The 15813-nt window shown below is 67.0% G+C and carries 13 protein-coding genes; 6 read left to right on the top strand and 7 right to left on the bottom strand.

Going from position 1 to position 15813, the window contains the following annotated elements; all coding sequences use genetic code 11:
• Window positions 1-27: 27 nt before the first annotated feature.
• Window positions 28-2565 (bottom strand): TonB-dependent receptor, encoded by a 2538-nt coding sequence (locus tag J2W22_RS21465; protein WP_307120313.1) that lies wholly within the window; start codon window positions 2563-2565, stop codon window positions 28-30.
• A gap of 301 nt (window positions 2566-2866) precedes the next feature.
• On the opposite strand from J2W22_RS21465, the gene rplK reads away from it, so the two are divergent.
• Window positions 2867-3298: a 50S ribosomal protein L11 gene (rplK, locus tag J2W22_RS21460; protein ID WP_183998219.1), complete on the top strand. Its 432-nt coding sequence runs from the start codon at window positions 2867-2869 to the stop codon at window positions 3296-3298.
• A gap of 4 nt (window positions 3299-3302) precedes the next feature.
• Window positions 3303-3995 carry a 50S ribosomal protein L1 gene (gene rplA / locus J2W22_RS21455; protein WP_307120312.1) on the top strand — a complete coding sequence of 231 codons (693 nt, stop codon included), beginning with the start codon at window positions 3303-3305 and terminating at the stop codon, window positions 3993-3995.
• 141 nt (window positions 3996-4136) lie between these two features.
• On the opposite strand, the gene J2W22_RS21450 is transcribed toward rplA, so the two are convergent.
• From J2W22_RS21450 to J2W22_RS21435, 4 genes are all read right to left on the bottom strand, one after another.
• A complete protein-coding gene (locus J2W22_RS21450) occupies window positions 4137-4601 on the bottom strand; it encodes a winged helix DNA-binding protein (protein WP_307120311.1) in 465 nt (154 codons plus the stop codon).
• A 15-nt stretch (window positions 4602-4616) separates the two neighbouring features.
• Complete coding sequence (locus J2W22_RS21445) at window positions 4617-5048, bottom strand: hypothetical protein (RefSeq protein WP_307120310.1); 432 nt, start codon at window positions 5046-5048, stop codon at window positions 4617-4619.
• Window positions 5049-5093: 45 nt separating this feature from the next.
• Window positions 5094-5447 (bottom strand): hypothetical protein, encoded by a 354-nt coding sequence (locus J2W22_RS21440; protein WP_307120309.1) that lies wholly within the window; start codon window positions 5445-5447, stop codon window positions 5094-5096.
• Between the two features lie 66 nt (window positions 5448-5513).
• On the bottom strand, window positions 5514-6002 hold the full coding sequence (locus J2W22_RS21435; protein ID WP_307120308.1) for a helix-turn-helix domain-containing protein: 489 nt from the start codon (window positions 6000-6002) through the stop codon (window positions 5514-5516).
• A 261-nt stretch (window positions 6003-6263) separates the two neighbouring features.
• Here J2W22_RS21435 and J2W22_RS21430 point away from each other — a divergent pair, with 261 nt between their 5' ends.
• Window positions 6264-8054 carry a tetratricopeptide repeat protein gene (locus J2W22_RS21430; RefSeq protein WP_307120307.1) on the top strand — a complete coding sequence of 597 codons (1791 nt, stop codon included), beginning with the start codon at window positions 6264-6266 and terminating at the stop codon, window positions 8052-8054.
• A 54-nt stretch (window positions 8055-8108) separates the two neighbouring features.
• Here the strand turns inward: J2W22_RS21430 and J2W22_RS21425 are convergent, their stop codons facing one another.
• Window positions 8109-10700 carry a TonB-dependent receptor gene (locus J2W22_RS21425; protein ID WP_307120306.1) on the bottom strand — a complete coding sequence of 864 codons (2592 nt, stop codon included), beginning with the start codon at window positions 10698-10700 and terminating at the stop codon, window positions 8109-8111.
• Between the two features lie 405 nt (window positions 10701-11105).
• Here J2W22_RS21425 and rplJ point away from each other — a divergent pair, with 405 nt between their 5' ends.
• Window positions 11106-11621 (top strand): 50S ribosomal protein L10, encoded by a 516-nt coding sequence (rplJ, locus tag J2W22_RS21420; RefSeq protein WP_307120305.1) that lies wholly within the window; start codon window positions 11106-11108, stop codon window positions 11619-11621.
• Between the two features lie 54 nt (window positions 11622-11675).
• Window positions 11676-12053: a 50S ribosomal protein L7/L12 gene (gene rplL, locus J2W22_RS21415; protein WP_086130246.1), complete on the top strand. Its 378-nt coding sequence runs from the start codon at window positions 11676-11678 to the stop codon at window positions 12051-12053.
• Between the two features lie 442 nt (window positions 12054-12495).
• Here the strand turns inward: rplL and J2W22_RS21410 are convergent, their stop codons facing one another.
• The gene (locus J2W22_RS21410; RefSeq protein WP_307120304.1) at window positions 12496-13650 is read right to left on the bottom strand and encodes a hypothetical protein; all 1155 of its coding nucleotides are present in this window, start codon (window positions 13648-13650) and stop codon (window positions 12496-12498) included.
• A 125-nt stretch (window positions 13651-13775) separates the two neighbouring features.
• On the opposite strand from J2W22_RS21410, the gene J2W22_RS21405 reads away from it, so the two are divergent.
• Window positions 13776-15779, top strand: a complete 2004-nt coding sequence (locus J2W22_RS21405) for an acyltransferase family protein (protein ID WP_307120303.1) — start codon at window positions 13776-13778, stop codon at window positions 15777-15779.
• The last annotated feature ends 34 nt before the right edge of the window (window positions 15780-15813 follow it).

Below are 15813 nucleotides of genomic sequence, written 5' to 3'. Positions count from 1 at the left end.
CCTTGCGCATCATCCTGTCCCTTCGGCCTAGAAGTGCAGCTGCACGCCACCACGCAGCAGCGCGCCATATTGCTCGCGCTCGACCAGGAGCTGCTTCGAGCCGATATAACGGCGCCACGGCGCGTTGGTCAGGTTCACCGCGTCGCCGAACACCGTCACTTCCGGCATGATCTGGTAGCTGACGTGCAGGTCGAGCTGGCCATTGCCGTCGGTGAACTGGTCGCCCGAGGCCGCGGGCAGGTTGAGCGTGTCGAGATAGGACGAGCGATAGTTGAAGGCCAGGCGCGCGGCGATGCCGTACTTCTCGTAGAACAGCTGGACGTTGCCGACATTCTTCGACTGGAAGGCAAGCGGCAGGTCGCCGCGATTGCCGATGCCGTTCGCATGGCCCCAGACATGGGTGAAGTTCGCCGAGACGCCGAAGCCGCTCAACGGGCCCGGCAGGAAGGTGAACTGGGTCTGGAGGTTGAACTCGACGCCGCTCAGCGTCTCGCTGTCGACGTTGATCGGCTTGGTGACCAGCGCGCTGGCATAGGTCACCCCGCCATAGACGCCGTTGGTGACCAGGCCGCCGCTCTTGTAGATCGGGTTGTCGATGTCCTTGTGGAAGAAGCCCGCGACGAACAGGCTGTCCGGGGTCGGATAATATTCGATCGAGGCGTCGTAGTTGACCGCACGATAGGGCTTCAGGTCGGGATTGCCGAGCGCGATCGCCGTGGGCGCGGCACCGCTGTCGACGGTGATGTAGGGCGCGAGATCGGCATAGTTGGGCCGGCCGATTGCCGTGGTCAGCGCGCCGCGCAGGAACAGGTTGTGCGCCATCTCGAACTTGGCGTTCAGGCCCGGGAAGAAGTCGGTATAGCCGTTCTCGCCATGGCTGTTGTAGCCATCGGCCAGCGTCGAGCCGCTCTGGACGATCTTCGCCCGGATATCGTCGTCGGTATGCTCGACCCGCACGCCCGGGATCAGGGTCAGCGCGCCGAAGCGCAGCGTCGCCATCGCATAGCCGGCGGTGATCTTCTCGCGCACGTCATAGTCGCTCGACAGCGAGTCCGCGAGCGTGCCGGCATTGTCGATCGCCAGGACGCCGGGATTGGCGTTGGTATAAGCCAGCGCGGCGCCGTAATCGATCCGCTCGCCGAAATGGAACTGGCCGTCATAGAAGCTCGGATCGGCGGCATAGGCGACATTGGTCATCGTCCAGGCCGTGGCGCCGTTCTTGTAGTTCCGCTTGTCCTGATTGTTCTTCTTGCGGCGGTCGAGATATTTGAAGCCGACCTTGATTGCGCTGTCCTCGCCCACCGAGATCGGCAGCGTATAGTCGAGCCGGCCCTGCCACAGGTCCTCGCTGGCCTGGCGCGTCTCGTAGTTGAACTTGGTCAGCTTGAACTGGCTCGGATCGTCGAACACCCCGGCCGAGGTGCCGCCGGGCGCCAGCGTATAGGGATCGGTGCTGTTGTCGAAGCTCGCGGACACCCCGCCCTTGCTGGTGCCGAAGGTGAACTCGCTGCGGATCGGGTCGATCTTCACCGCGCGGGTCCAGCCGCCCGAAGCCTCGAGCTTGCCGCCGCCCAGGTCGAACTCGCCGCCCAGCGTGGCCGACTTGGTGTTGTCGTCCTCCTCGCGGCGGCGGACCAGGATCGTGCCGGTCGCCTTGAGCGCGCCGGGGGTGAAGGTGGTGATCGCCAGGCGGTTCTGGTCGCGGGTCTCGTGGTCCTGGAACTTCGAATAGCTGGTGCGCAGGTACAGCTTCACTGCGTCGCTCGGGTGCCAGTCGAAATTGCCGACCACGCCCAGCCGGGTGCGGGTAAGGTTATAGTCGCGCAGGCCGTTGCCGTCGGGCGTGCCGGCGCCATTCCACGCCGCGGAGCCCTGGTAATTCTCCGTCTCGATCGGGCGGCTCGAATAGTTGACCGAGACCACCGCGCCCAGCGTGTCGGTATGGCCGCCCAGCGTGGCGTCGAGCTCCCACGGCGCCTTGTGGTTCATGTCGTAGCGGCCGATGGCGCCGCGGGCGTCGAAGAAGAAGGGGGTGCGGCTGTCGAAGCCGGTCTTGGTCTTGATGTTGACCTCGCCGCCCACCGCATTGGCATCCTGGCTGGCGAGCAGCGACTTGCTGACGGTGACCGACTGGATCATGCCCGAGGGCAGGTCGTCGAGCTTGACCTGGCGGCCAGCAGGCTCGGGCGCCGGCAGCGTCTGGCCGTTCAGCGTGACGTTGATCAGGTTGGGATCGATGCCGCGGATGATGACATAGCGGCCCTCGCCCTGGTCGTTGGCGACCGACAGGCCCGGCAGGCGCTTGATCGCCTCGGCGACATTCTGGTCGGGCAGCTTGCCCACGTCATTGGCGTGCAGCGTCTCGACCGTGTTGTCGGCATCGCGCTTCTCGAGGTTCGCGGCGCGCTGGGCGGCGCGCTGGCCGGTGACGACGATGTCCTGCGGCGCGTCCTGCGCCTCGGCTGCGGGCGCCGCCTGCTCCTGCGCGAAGGCGGGTGCGGCGATGCTCAGCGCCAGCGCAGCGAGCGCCGGGCGCGCGAGGAAACGGGTCTTGGCGTTGCGCATTTTTGGAGGTCCCCCCAGGGAGTTGAACGGGGGGCCGGTGCGCCGGAGCGATGACAGTTCAGCGTCATTAACAAAAGTTAATCAAGTCAGTTTGATGACACCAACTCTCGCGTGGCGGGCCGGTTCGCGCCACTTCAGCACGGAAGCAATTGCACTGGAACGCAGATTGCGCTAGGAGCGCGCCCTTCCAAAGCAACAGCTACGGAAATCCGCGGGAGGTCGTGTTCGCACGGCCGCTTATACCGCTCGACTTGATCATGGACGCCAAGCCTCGGCACGGCGCCCTACGAAAGAGAGTGACATGGCAAAGAAGATTACCGGCTATATCAAGCTGCAGGTGCCGGCCGGCTCTGCAAACCCCTCGCCTCCGATCGGCCCTGCCCTGGGTCAGCGCGGCGTGAACATCATGGAATTCTGCAAGGCGTTCAACGCCCAGACCGGCGACGTGGAAAAGGGCACCCCGCTCCCCACCGTCATCACCGTCTATGCGGACCGCTCGTTCTCGTTCGAGACCAAGACCCCGCCGGCGACCTATCTGATCAAGAAGGCCGCGAACCTGAAGTCGGGCTCGAAGGAGCCGGGCAAGGTCTCGGCGGGCAAGATCGCCCGTTCGGAGCTGAGCAAGATCGCCGAGGTCAAGATGAAGGACCTCAACGCTAACGATATCGAGGCGGCCACCCGCATCATCGAGGGCTCGGCCCGCGCGATGGGCCTCCAGGTTGTGGAGGGCTGATACCATGGCAAAGCTGACCAAGAAGCAGAAGACCTGGACCATCGACAGCGAGAAGCTGCACGGTGTGGACGAGGCGATCGCGCTGGTGAAGGCCAACGCCACCGCCAAGTTCGACGAGTCGATCGAAGTCGCGCTGAACCTGGGCGTCGACCCGCGTCACGCCGATCAGATGGTCCGCGGCGTCGTCACGCTGCCCAAGGGCACCGGCAAGACCGTGCGCGTCGGCGTGTTCGCCAAGGGCGCGAAGGCCGATGAGGCTCGCGAGGCTGGCGCCGACGTCGTTGGCGCCGAGGACCTGCTCGAGATCGTCCAGGGCGGCAAGATCGAGTTCGATCGCTGCATCGCGACCCCGGACATGATGGGCCTGGTCGGCCGTCTCGGCAAGGTGCTGGGCCCGAAGGGCCTGATGCCGAACCCGAAGCTCGGCACCGTCACCATGAACGTCGCCGAAGCCGTCAAGGCTGCCAAGGGCGGTCAGGTCGAGTACCGCGTCGAAAAGGCCGGCATCATCCACTCGGGCATCGGCAAGGCGTCGTTCCCGGCGGAAGACCTGCGCGCGAACTTCGACGCGCTGGTCGACGCAGTGGTCAAGGCCAAGCCGTCGGGCGCCAAGGGCAAGTACCTCAAGAAGGTCGCCCTGAGCTCGTCGATGGGCCCGGGCGTGAAGGTCGACGTCGCCGAAGTCGCGACCGTCTGATCCAGCGTCACTGCTGAAAGAACAGGGGCCGGGGGAGCGATCCTTCCGGCCCTTTTCTTTTGCCCGCGTACGGCGGGCATGAAAAAAGGGCCGAAGACTTGCCTCCGGCCCCTTTTCGCCTCCCCTTTCGAAAGGGGCCGGCTAGACTGTCGGATCGCCTGGCAGGGCGGTTTCCGCCTTCCACACGCTGCGTACCCGCCGCGCCCAGTCGTCGACCCTGCGGATCGCTTCCTCGGTCAGCGTGACGATGCCTGCGCGGTTGTCCATCGGATTGGGCGAGCGGACCACCAGCCCGGCGCTCTCGAGCAGGGCGAGATGGCGGATCGCCGTGGTCTGCGGCGCACCGCTGCCGATACAGGCGCTGCTCACCGATACCGGGCGTCCCTTGGCAGCCGCCAGGTATAGGTCGAGCAATATGTCCCAGGTCGGCTCGCGGAACTGGCCCGCGATCTCCCCGAATGCATCGTCGCGCAGCCTGCGGGAGCGGTAGATGCCTTCGACCAGGTCCGCTGCCTTGCCCGAGAAGCTCACGCCGCCCGCCGCCGCCCGGGCCGGAAGCGCCGGGCGTTCGCGCAGGCGGTACAGGGAGTTGTCCGCCTCAGCCATGATGTGCCTCCCCTGTCAGGACCAGGCCGGATCCGCTCCGTAGCGCTTCAGCCGCTGGCGATGCCGCACCGCGCCGATCGCGATCAGCAACGGGCTCGGATAGCTCCATGCCGCGTTCGCGATCGCATAGGACCAGGGCGGCAAGGTGGGTGACAGGATCAGCAGGTGCGTGACGACCGTGTTGAGCTTCACCGCGGCCAGCCACATCGGCCAGTAGCGCTGCGCTTTCAACGCGAGGACCGTCATCGCCAGGAACAAGGTCCCATCGATCACCAGCAGGTTGAGCTCCAGCTGATAGAAGCGATGCGATCCGGCTGCCGGGCTGAGAATGGTCGCGGCGACAGCCGACACCAATATCCCCACGGCCGCGCGCTCCGGGGTGCCGCCGCGCGCGAGCGCGTAGAGGCAGCAGCCCACCAGCAAGGCCAGATAGACGATCTTGTTCATGCGACATGATCGCACCAGCGAAACCGTTCCAAGTCAACGCCCCCCTCATGCCGCGACTGCGATAACGGGAGGAACGGTCGCCAATTTCGGCACATCCCCGTGCGGCGGCGTATCGAACACATCGCCCTCGCCCAGGATCTGGTGGCGGATCGCGACGCTGCGCAGCTCGCCATGCGCCTTCTTGATGTCGGAGAGCGCACCGAAGACCTTCGCGGTCGCCTCGCCGACATAGTCGACGGCGGCCTGGGCCTCGAGCGGGTGGAACGTGCCGTCCGCGCGTGCGGTGAGCACGGCGGTGCCCATCGCCAGCACCTTGAGCGCGGCTTGGTTCACCGCGAGCTCCGCCGGCTGGAGCGAACGGGCAATGCGCACGGAAGCGATCTTCTTGGCTGAAGGCATGGGTCCTCCTTCGCGCAGCAAAGGCTGCGACGTGGTACGTGGTTGTTTTCGAAAGAGACCGGGGCGTTAGCCCGTAATGCGCCAGAGCGCGCCCAACCCGTTGAGGAAATTGGCCACCGCGATCATCATCAGCAACGCGAGACCAAAGATCCACATCAGTCGGTTGAACGGGTCCAGATCATTTGTTTGCTTCCCCTGCCTCAGAAACGGGACCCGAAATCGCGGTTCGGCTTCGGACCGTTTCGGTGGCAATGGAACCTCCGAATGCACCGTTTCGGCAAGGTCCAGCGGCTCGGCCCCCAAATTTTGGGGGGGCGTTTCCTCGACCTGCGGAGGCGCCGCCTGAGGGGACGACTCATGCGATGCGAGGACGCGCGCGGCCTCGCGCCGGCTCGACACGCCGAGCGTGCGCACCGCTTCCTTGAGATAGCCGTCGACGGTGAGCGGGGAGAGCCCGAGCGCAAGGGCGATTTCCTTGGACGACATGCCGCGCGCGACCAGCCGCAGGCAGTCGCGTTCGCGTGCTGTGAGTTGCTCGATCGTCCCGGTCACCATCGCCGTCTGCTTTTAGCTGACGCGCGCGCGAATCCAACCGAGTTGGTGTTATTTTCAGCCAGCGGAGTCACCGGCCGGGTATAGGAGAAAATGGCCACAGGCGGATGAGAATCCAGCCAAAATGGCATGCCCTCCCGCTCTTCTGCCCTTCGCGATTCCGGGCGCAGCCGAACCGCCATAGTGCGCTTCCTTCCCCCCGACGTAACGCGCATAGTAACGCACGGACAACGAAGGGGGATAGGCGATATGCATAGGGCCCGGATGTTTTTGGCACTTGCGCTGTTCGGGCTTCCCGCAGCCGCCCAGGCACAGGAGTCGAATCCCCCCGCGCCGGAGTCGGCGATCGTCGTGCAAGGCATGCGCGACCGGCCGAGCAACTGGCGCCAGGCCGAGACCGATCATGTCTTGGTAATCAGCGACGGCAGCGAGAAGGAGCTGGCGCGGATCGCCCATAACCTCGAGCGGCTCCATTTCCTGCTCTCGGTGCTGCTCAACCGAGTCGACAAGCCCGACAACACGCTGAAGCTGCGCATCACCCTGGTCGGCGACGGCGCCGAGTTCGACGCGATGGACCTGCGCAACCTGCGCTACTCGCCCGGTCCCTATGCCCGCGCCTTCCCCGAGCCCGCCTATTACGACCCGCGCGAGGACGGCGCAGTGTTCGCCGCGAGTCGCTTCGACCAGAAGGTCCAGCTCGAGCGCGGCCAGTCGCTTGCCGGCATCCTCCCCGACCTGATCCGCGCCACCACGCCCGAGACGGTCGGCGCGCCCGGCGTCTCCGGCGAGAATCCCGGCACCAGCACCGCGCTCGCCTCCAGCTATGCCGGCTCGATCGCCCGGTTCGGCCGGGGCGATCCGCTGGCCCTTTCGGTCAACGAGCTGGCGGCGCCGCTGTCGGCGGAAGGGCGCATCTATGCCGGCTATGCCCGCCATTTCCTCGTCACCTATTTTCCGCACGCCTATCCGCGCTGGTATGTCGACGGCTTCGGCGAGGTCTTCGCCACGCTCGCGATCGAGGGCGATGCCCGGATCGAATATGGCCGCGCGCCCGAGGGCTATCGCAAGATACTCGACAAATATGCGCGCACGCCGGTCGCCGACATCCTCACCGGCCGCACTCTCGCCGATCGCAAGGCCGGCGAGTGCTGGACGCCCTTCCACGCCTGGGCGCTCACCCACATGCTGTTCTTCTCGAACACGCGCAGGGGCCAGCTCCACGCCTATCTCGCCACGATCGCGGCCGGCGGATCGATGGAACAGGCCGCTGCGGCATTCGGCGACCTGGGCAAGCTGCAGGCCGAGCTCATCGCCTATGACCGCGGCAAGCTGCCCTATGAGCAGATGTCCTATCCCGCCGACCGCGCCGCCGAGCCGATCGTCCGGCGGCTGAGCGAGGGCGAGGCCGCCTTCGTCAAGGGCCGCCTCGAACTCGGCGCGCGGATCGCGATTCCCCCCGCCTCCACCGACCCGAAGAACCAGAAGCAGCGCAGCGACTCGATCGCCCGCCGCGACGGCTGGCTCAAGGGCCTGCGCCGCGATGCCGCGCGCTACCCCGCCAATCTCGACGCCCAGCTGCTGCTCGCCGAAGCCGAGTGCCGCAGCGACAAGGGCCCCGAATGTGCAACTGCAGCCTCCAGAGCACTCGCCATCGCCCCGAGCGACAGCAACGCGCTCGCCTGGCAGGGCATCGCCCAGGCCGAGCTCGCCCTCGCCGCTCCGGCCGGCGAGCGCACCGCGAAGCTCAAGGCCGCGCGCGTGACGATCGCCCGCGCCAACCGCGCCGACAGCGAGAACCCGCTGCCCCTGCTCGCCTACTACCGCAGCTTCGCCGATGCCGGCGAAGCGGCGCCCGACGTGGCGATCGAGGGGCTGATGAAGGCCGCCGACACCGTCCCCTCCGCCCCCGCCCCCAGACTGCTGCTCGGCCAGGCGCTGGCGCAGCGCGGCAACGCCCCGGCGGCCCGCGCTGCGCTGTTGCCGGTGGCGGACGGCCCCTATGACACGCCCGAGGCGGTACCCGCCCGCGCGCTGCTCGCCGGCCTCGGGCAATAAAAAGGGGCCGGGGAGCGATGCCCCCGGCCCCTTCCCTTTCGCATCAACCGTCGATCAGAACTGCGACGAATAGGTCAGGAACCACTGGCGCGGCGGGATCGGATAGGCCGAGTAGTTGTTGGTCGCCGAGCCCACCGAGAGCGTCGACACGCCCTTGATGTCGCCCAGATTGGTGACGTTCAGGCTCAGCTTCGCCTTCTGCATCCCGATCCGCTCCGCCGGCAGGTCCACGCCCAGGCTCAGCGAGGCGAGGAAGTAGGAACCGACGCTGGCGTCGTTCGAGAAGGTCGCATAGCGCTTGCCGACATAGTCGCCGACCAGCTGCGCCTCGACCGGGCCGAGATTGAGCGTCGCGACGCTCTTGTTCATCCACTTCGGCGTGCCCGGCAGCTGCTTGCCGCAGGTCGGGACGATGCCGGCATTGGCGCCGCTGCTCGCCACGGTATAGCCGCCGATGCAGGTGTCGGTGGCCGCGCCGATGCCGGTCGCCGCCGAACGATAGTCGCTCTGGTACTTGGAGAGATTGTACGAGACCGCGTTGTAGAACGAGAAGGCGCGGCCGAAGCGCAGCGTGAAGGCGGCGTCGACGCCGTTGGTCTTCACGTCGCCCACGTTCACCAGCACCGAGGTGCCACCGGCGATCTGGCCGCCCGCGATGCCGCCCGGATTGGTCGAGATCGCCAGCAGGCGGTCGCTGAAGTCGACATGGTAATAGTTGACCTGCGCGTCGAGCCCAATGCCGCCGCCGAAATTGCGGTGGGTGCGCAGGCCCGCCTCATAGGTCCAGCTGCTCTCGGGCTTGCCGTCGGTGGCGAAGGCATTGAACGCGGTCTGGCTGCCGGTGAACCACGGGCCGCCGCCACCGGCCAGATATGCCTGATACTGGCGCAGGTTCTTCTGGACGTTGAAATAGGCTTCCTCGTGCCCGTTGAAGTCCCAGGTCGCGCCGATCGCCGGCAGGAACCACTTCAGCGTGTCGATCTTGCCCTGGGGCAGGCCGCCGGTCAGGCCCGAGAGCGAACCCAGCTTGGGCTGCACCGGATACCAGCCATTGGCCCATTGCGCGCTGGTCTTGAAGCCGAACTGGACGAGCAGCGGCTCGAACACCTGCCAGGTGTCCTGGACATGGAGCTGCAGATTGTTGATCCGCGCCTCGCCCTGATACTGGGTGAACAGCGGCTGCATCACCTGCAGCGGGCGGATATACGGCGTGCTCAGGTTCGGGAAGGTCGCGGGCACGGCATACCAGCGGCGCCACTGGCTGGTGCTGTTGTGCTCGAACCAGCCGCCCAGCTCGATCTTGTGGTCGCCCAGCTCCAGGTTGAGCGCCGTGATCGCGCCGCCGCGGTCGATACGATATTCGGTGGTCCGGGTGATCAGGCCCGAGCCGCCCGTGGCGGTGACCAGCGCCGCACCGGCCGCTGCTGCCTGCGCGTCGGTCAGCCCGGTGCAGGCCGTGGGACGGATGCCGTTACCGTTGGTGCCGAAGCGGCAATTGGCCGGCAGGCTGGCATAGTTCGGATCGAGATAGGGCTGCGCCGTCGTGATCGACTGGCCGAGCGGGCCGGCGACGACGCCGGCGCCGTCATTGTGGTGATAGTAGATCGTGTTCGACAGCGTGATGTTGTCGGCGATCTTCGCGTCATAGCGCGCATAGGTCAGATAGTCGGTGCGCTGCGCGTCCGAATAATAGTTGCGGTAATTGCCTCCCTGCGCCGCGGGCGAGTTGCCCAGCGCGCTGATATAGCTGCGATAGCCGTCGAAGCTCGGATAGAAGAACGGCTTGGTATAGGGCGTGTAGAGCTGCACCGCGCTGGCGGTCTGGCCGGCCGACGGCTTGAAGAAGACGGTCGCGTCCTCATTCGGCTGGGTCATGTCGTTATAGTCGAAATACAGAGTCAGCTTGCCGACCGAATCGTCGTGCACGAACTTGCTGTTGACCTGCCAGCCGCCCTGCTTGCCATTGAAATCCCAGGCGCGGGCGTCCTGGCGCGCGACCGAGAGGTAGCCGGCATTGGTGCCGCCGCCGCCGAAATTGCCGGTGTCCAGGCGCAGGAAGGTGCGCGAGGTGTTGTAGCTGCCGATCGTCTGGTTGGCGGTGAAGCCGAACGCCTGGGTAGGATCGGACGAATAGGTCTCGATCGTGCCGCCCAGGTTGCTGTTCGAGGCGGTGGCGAGGTCGCCGGCGCCCGTCGCCACGACGACGCGGCCGACATTCTCCGAAGTCACGGCGCGCTGCGGCGACAGGCCGTTGTAGTTGCCATAGCTCTGGTCGCCGAGCGGGATGCCGTCCATCGTGTAGCCGAGCTGGTTGCCGGCGAAGCCGTGGATGAAGATCTGGGCGTTCTGCTCGTTGTTGCCCCAGGGATCGGCGGTGACATAGAGCACGCCGGGCAGGGTCTGGATCGCCTTGAGCGGCGAGACGCCCGGCAGGATCTTCTGGATTTCGCTCTGCGAGATCGCCGTGGCCGAGCGGGTCTGCTTCGCGGTGACCAGGATCGTGCCGTCCCCGGCATTCTCCGGCGCGCCTTCTTCGGCGGCAGGCGCTGCCTGGGTCTGGTCCTGGGCCAATGCCGGCGTCGCCAGCATGGCGGCGGCGAGAACGGCGGCACAAACGGTAGCGCGAAGCGCGTGACGAACGGTCATTATTTCCCCCTGGGATCGCGGCTTCGTTGCGCCGCAGCACGGGCCCCTAGGAGGCGGATGTGGCAGTCTCGTTGTGCTTGTGCGAAACCTCCGCGAAACAAGTGTGAAACCTTGAAGACACCGCAGCGCATCCCCTCCGCCGCACGGCGCGCACCGATTGACTTATCCACAAATATCGCTATTGGCGCGCCTTCCTCCTTCGGGAGGAGACCGTCCGAGACAGCGAGTGCAGGGAATTTGCCCTGCTTGATCTCTCGCCTAGACGGGGACAGATTTTCACCGGCGGTCCGCAAGCGGAGCGCTCGGGTCATGCCCAGGGATAACCGGGCACGACGATCCTTCCCCTCGGACATTTTGTAACCGGGCGCTTCCCGCAAGGGAGACGCTCATAACGAGGAGACCGGCATGGATCGTTCCCAGAAGGCTGACGCCGTTGCCGAGCTGAACCGCACCTTTGGCGAGGTTGGCGTGGTGGTTATCACCCGCAACCTCGGGATGACCGTCAAGCAGTCGACGGACCTCCGTAACAAGATGCGTGAGGCCGGCGCGAGCTACAAGGTCTCGAAGAACAAGCTTGCCAAGATCGCTGCCGCTGGCACCGATTACGCGGCGATCGCCGACCTGCTTACGGGTCCCACGGCGCTCGCCACCTCGATCGACCCCGTGGCTGCGGCCAAGGTGGCGGTCGAGTTCGCCAAGACGAACGATAAGCTCGAAATCGTCGGCGGCGCAATGGGCACGCAGGTGCTCGACCAGGAAGGCATCAAGGCACTCGCCTCGCTGCCGTCGCTGGACGAACTGCGTGGCAAGCTCGTGGGCCTTATCGTCGCTCCGGCGACCAAGCTCGCGACCGTCACCCAGGCACCGGCCGCGCAGCTCGCGCGCGTTTTCGGCGCCTATGCGGCCAAGGACGCCGCATAAGCGGACCTTGCAAGCTTATACATCCCTAAACATTTGAACTGATTGGAGTTTATCATGGCTGACCTTAACGCGCTTGTTGACCAGCTTTCGGAACTGACCGTCCTCGAGGCCGCTGAGCTCTCGAAGCTGCTCGAAGAGAAGTGGGGCGTCTCGGCCGCCGCTGCCGTCGCCGTTGCCGCCCCGGGTGGCGCTGGTGCCGCTGCTCCGGCCGCTGAAGAGAAGACCGAGTTCGACGTGATCCTCACCGGCGACGGTGGCAAGAAGATCAACGTCATCAAGGAAGTCCGCGCCATCACCGGCCTGGGCCTGACCGAAGCCAAGACTCTCGTCGAGTCGGCTCCGAAGGCTGTCAAGGAAGGCGTCAACAAGGACGAGGCCGAGAAGATCAAGAAGCAGCTCGAAGAGGCTGGCGCGACCGTCGAGGTCAAGTAAGCTTCTTAGCTTCTTAGCTTCTCGCTTCGCAGCGAAACAGATCAGGGCGGTCCGGCAACGGGCCGCCCTTTTCTTTTGGTCGTCCCGGGGGAGCCGTTTTCCTTCGTCACCCCGGCCTTGTGCCGGGGTCCACCGGGAGGCGAGCGCTGAACACGAAGCTCGACGTCAGACCGCGATGGCCGATGGCAGCGGGACCCGGCGGGGAGGCCCCGCTTGCAAAATAGGATTTCGCCTGATTGGCTCACCCAGCCGGCGCGACATCCGGCCGCTCTTTGACTCCGTAGGAGAAATAGGATCACGCGTGCGCAAGGATATTGCGCAGCATGCCGCTCGCCATCTGCGCTGTGCACGATGTTTGCGACATTCCGCCCGCGAAAACCCGCTCTAGGCATGAACTTCGTGAACTTTGGCGAGTCGGCGCTTGCCGCCGCGGTAGGAAGCCTCAGGCCGCTGCCACCTGCCGGGCGACATAGCGATGCGCCGCCAGCGGCCCGCCCGGCGCCGGGCGATCGAGCCAGATCGGGCCGAGCTTGTCGCCCTGCCCCGCCGTGCCCAGCATGAAGTCGGCGCCGAAGCGGCGGACGCTCAGCCCGCCGCGCCAGCGCAGGTCGATCAGCACGATCGGCACGAACATGGGCCGCCCGGAGAGCTCGACCACATTCACCCCGCTGCGCGGGATCGCCAGGCGTATCGGCATGCGTCCACCGCCGCCTGCGGGCAGGTCGAAGGGCGGGCCGCCCGGCTCGCCCGGCGGCCCGCCGTGGAAGCCGGCGATCACCGCATCCTGCTGGGCATGCGCACTCATCGCCGCGAAGGCGACGCGGATATTGTCCGCCGACGCGCCGGAGAGGTTGGCGATCAGCAGCTCGAACTCGAGCACCACCTCGTTCTCGCCAAAGGCGATGCGGTGCGGCCGGAGCGCCAGCTCGAACGGCTCGCCGCCCGGCGCGGCCGGCACGGGCATCGGCGGCGGCACTGGCGCGGGAGGCACCAGGCCGGGCGGCGGCTGGATGGGTCTTGGCGGCGGCGGGGCGGCGACCGGCGCCTCCTCGAAGAACGCCTCCTCCTCATCCTCCTCACGGCGACGACGGAGCAGCAGCCAGCCGCCCAGCCCGAGCAGCGCGACCGCACCGGCGCCACCCGCCGCCCAGATCCAGGGCGGCGTGGACGATCCGGGCGCGGCAACCGGCGCAGCGGTGGCGGCCGGCTGCGGGACGGTCGTCGCCTGAACGACCGGCGCGGCCGATGGTGTGGCGACCGGCACGGGGGCCGGGGAAGCCGAAGGCGTGGCTATGGGCGCAGTACCCCGCGGCTCGGCCGTGGCACGCGCAACCGGGGCGGCCCGCTGCGCCGCGGGGGTCGCCCGTACGGTCGGGATCGGGCTCGGCGGAGCAAGCGGCGCAGGCGTCGGGCTCGGCGCGGGCGCCAGGCTGAAGCGCTCGGGGATCACCCCCGGCAGCGACTGGGGACGCTGCGTCGGGACCACCACGGGGCTCGGGCTCGGTGCCGGTGTGTCCTGCGCACGCACCAGCGGCGCGGCGAGGGTCGCCGCGGCCAGGCCGCACAGCCAGCCAGTCTTGAGCCTCCCTGCGTTCACGGCCTTTTCCTGGCGCTCCGAAGCTGAACAATGGCTGCACATCGCGCGCCGTTCGCCGCATGTCGAGGGCGGATTGTCCCTCGGGTCTCCGTCCCTTACAGCGACGAAACACTGGGGAGACATTGGTGACTGGCGAGCGAGCAGGGCCCGGCCCCGGCTATATACCGGCGATCGACGGGCTGCGCGCCATTGCCGTCACCTCGGTCATCCTCTTCCACCTCTGGCCCTGGACGCTGCCCGGCGGCTTCACCGGGGTGGACATCTTCTTCGTCATCTCGGGCTTCGTGGTGACCGGATCGCTGATCGGCCGCGAGTTCACCAGCCTCGGCCAGCTCGCCGGCTATTTCTATGCCCGCCGGTTGATGCGGATCATGCCGGCGCTGGTCGCGATGCTCCTGGTGACCCTGCTCGCCGCCCAGCTGTTCATCCCCGATTCCTGGCTGAGCAACAGCCTTCCCCAGGTCGGCCGCTTCGCCTTTTTCGGGTTGAGCAATCTGGTGCTGGCGACCGACACCGACAGCTATTTCGGCCCCCAGGCGGCGTACAACCCTTTCACCCACAGCTGGTCGCTGGGCGTAGAGGAGCAGTTCTACCTGTTCTTCCCCTTCCTCCTCTGGTGGCACCACCGGCTCCATTCGGGAGCGAAGGCGGTGCGCTGGGTGGCGATCCTCTCGAGCCTCTCGCTGCTGCTCTGCGCGGTGCTCGGCCTGTTCGCCCAGAAATTCGCCTTCTACCTAATCTTCCCGCGCTTCTGGGAACTGGGCGTGGGCATGCTGCTGTGCCTGACCCGCGAGCGCTGGCAGCCCTGGACCGCCGGCCGGCGCTGGCTCGCCCCGCTGGGTGCGCTGCTGGTCGCAGCGGGCTTCGCTATTCCCGAAGGGCCGCTCTTCCCCTTCCCCGGCGCGCTGCTGCCGGTGGCAGGCACCGCGCTGGTCATCACGGCGATCCTTGGCGGCACCGCACCATGGGCGCTGGGCAGCCGGCCGATGGTGGCGGTGGGGTTGCTCTCCTACTCGCTCTATCTCTGGCACTGGCCGGTCTTCGTACTTTTCCGCTGGACCGTTGGCCTCCACAGCCTGAAGCACCAGCTCGCCGCGCTGGTCATCGCCGTCGTGCTGGCGATCTTCTCCTACTTCTTGATCGAGAAGCCGCTGCGCTCGAGCCGCGTCATCGCCTGCTGGCCGCGTGGGCGGGTCGTCACGGCAGCGCTGACAGGCGTGCTGGTCGCAGCGTTGGGTGGGCAGCTGCTGATCGCGGCGCACAACCGGATCACCCTCAGCGTCACCCGCGACCGCTTCGCCTGGTATGCCGAGCCCGGCCGCCCGCTGCCGCTCGACCTGACCGGCTGCACACCGATCGATAGCGAAGAGTGGGTAGCAGGCGGCCGGGTCAAGCTCTGGACCCCGCGCTGCGCCCGGCCGGAGGGCTTCACGCTGTTCGTGCCGGCGGACTCGCACGGCCTCGCCTATACTCCGGCGCTACGCCGGCTGGCGGCGGAGACCGGCGCCAGCGTGCGCCTCTATTTCCGGCCCGGCTGTCCCTATTTCAAGCTGATCCAGACCCATGCCTCCCGCCCGCGCTGCGCCGGCTGGTATCGAGGGGTGGAGCAGGACATCGAAGCACGGTCGAAACCGGGCGACGTCGTGTTCCTCCCCGGCCTGCGCGTCACCCGGCTCGCCAACCAGTTCGAGAATGATCGCGACCTGATCGGCGCGCACCCCGATACGGTTTCCCAGGGCGCGCTGGCCGAAGCGCAGGCCATTTCGCAGCGGCTGGAGGCAAAAGGCGCGCGGATCGTGCTCGAGGCGCCCAAGCCGGTCTTCCCCAGCCCGGTCTTCCGCTGCGCCGACTGGTTCAACCGCGCCAATCCCGCCTGCCATGGCCTGACGATCGGCCGCGAGCACATGCTCGAGCGTCGCCGCGACGTGATGCGGGCGATGAGCCAGCTCGTCGCCAGCCGGCGCTCGACGATCCTGTGGGACCCGCTGCCGATCTTCTGCCCTGGCCAGACCTGCGAGGCGCTGCCTGGCGGCCGGCCGCTGTTCTTCGATGGGGATCATCCCAGCGGGCTGGGCAACGACCTGATCTATGCCGACCTGAAGCGGACGATCCTGGGGGTCAGGCCATAAGCAATCCTCCCCCGGCCAAGCCGGGGGAGGATTT

It is taken from the genome of Sphingomonas kyeonggiensis (assembly GCF_030812785.1).
In the GTDB taxonomy this organism is placed as follows: domain Bacteria; phylum Pseudomonadota; class Alphaproteobacteria; order Sphingomonadales; family Sphingomonadaceae; genus Sphingomonas; species Sphingomonas kyeonggiensis_B.
This window is presented reverse-complemented; position numbering and strand designations above follow the sequence as displayed.

Bases quoted from the DNA above. Each gene is read 5' to 3' on its own strand.
- J2W22_RS21425 (WP_307120306.1), bottom strand. From the start codon at position 10,700: ATGACCGTTCGTCACGCGCTTCGCGCTACCGTTTGTGCCGCCGTTCTC.
- rplL (WP_086130246.1), top strand. From the start codon at position 11,676: ATGGCTGACCTTAACGCGCTTGTTGACCAGCTTTCGGAACTGACCGTC.
- rplK (WP_183998219.1), top strand. From the start codon at position 2,867: ATGGCAAAGAAGATTACCGGCTATATCAAGCTGCAGGTGCCGGCCGGC.
- J2W22_RS21445 (WP_307120310.1), bottom strand. From the start codon at position 5,048: ATGAACAAGATCGTCTATCTGGCCTTGCTGGTGGGCTGCTGCCTCTAC.
- J2W22_RS21450 (WP_307120311.1), bottom strand. From the start codon at position 4,601: ATGGCTGAGGCGGACAACTCCCTGTACCGCCTGCGCGAACGCCCGGCG.
- J2W22_RS21465 (WP_307120313.1), bottom strand. From the start codon at position 2,565: ATGCGCAACGCCAAGACCCGTTTCCTCGCGCGCCCGGCGCTCGCTGCG.
- J2W22_RS21430 (WP_307120307.1), top strand. From the start codon at position 6,264: ATGTTTTTGGCACTTGCGCTGTTCGGGCTTCCCGCAGCCGCCCAGGCA.
- J2W22_RS21440 (WP_307120309.1), bottom strand. From the start codon at position 5,447: ATGCCTTCAGCCAAGAAGATCGCTTCCGTGCGCATTGCCCGTTCGCTC.
- rplJ (WP_307120305.1), top strand. From the start codon at position 11,106: ATGGATCGTTCCCAGAAGGCTGACGCCGTTGCCGAGCTGAACCGCACC.
- rplA (WP_307120312.1), top strand. From the start codon at position 3,303: ATGGCAAAGCTGACCAAGAAGCAGAAGACCTGGACCATCGACAGCGAG.
- J2W22_RS21435 (WP_307120308.1), bottom strand. From the start codon at position 6,002: ATGGTGACCGGGACGATCGAGCAACTCACAGCACGCGAACGCGACTGC.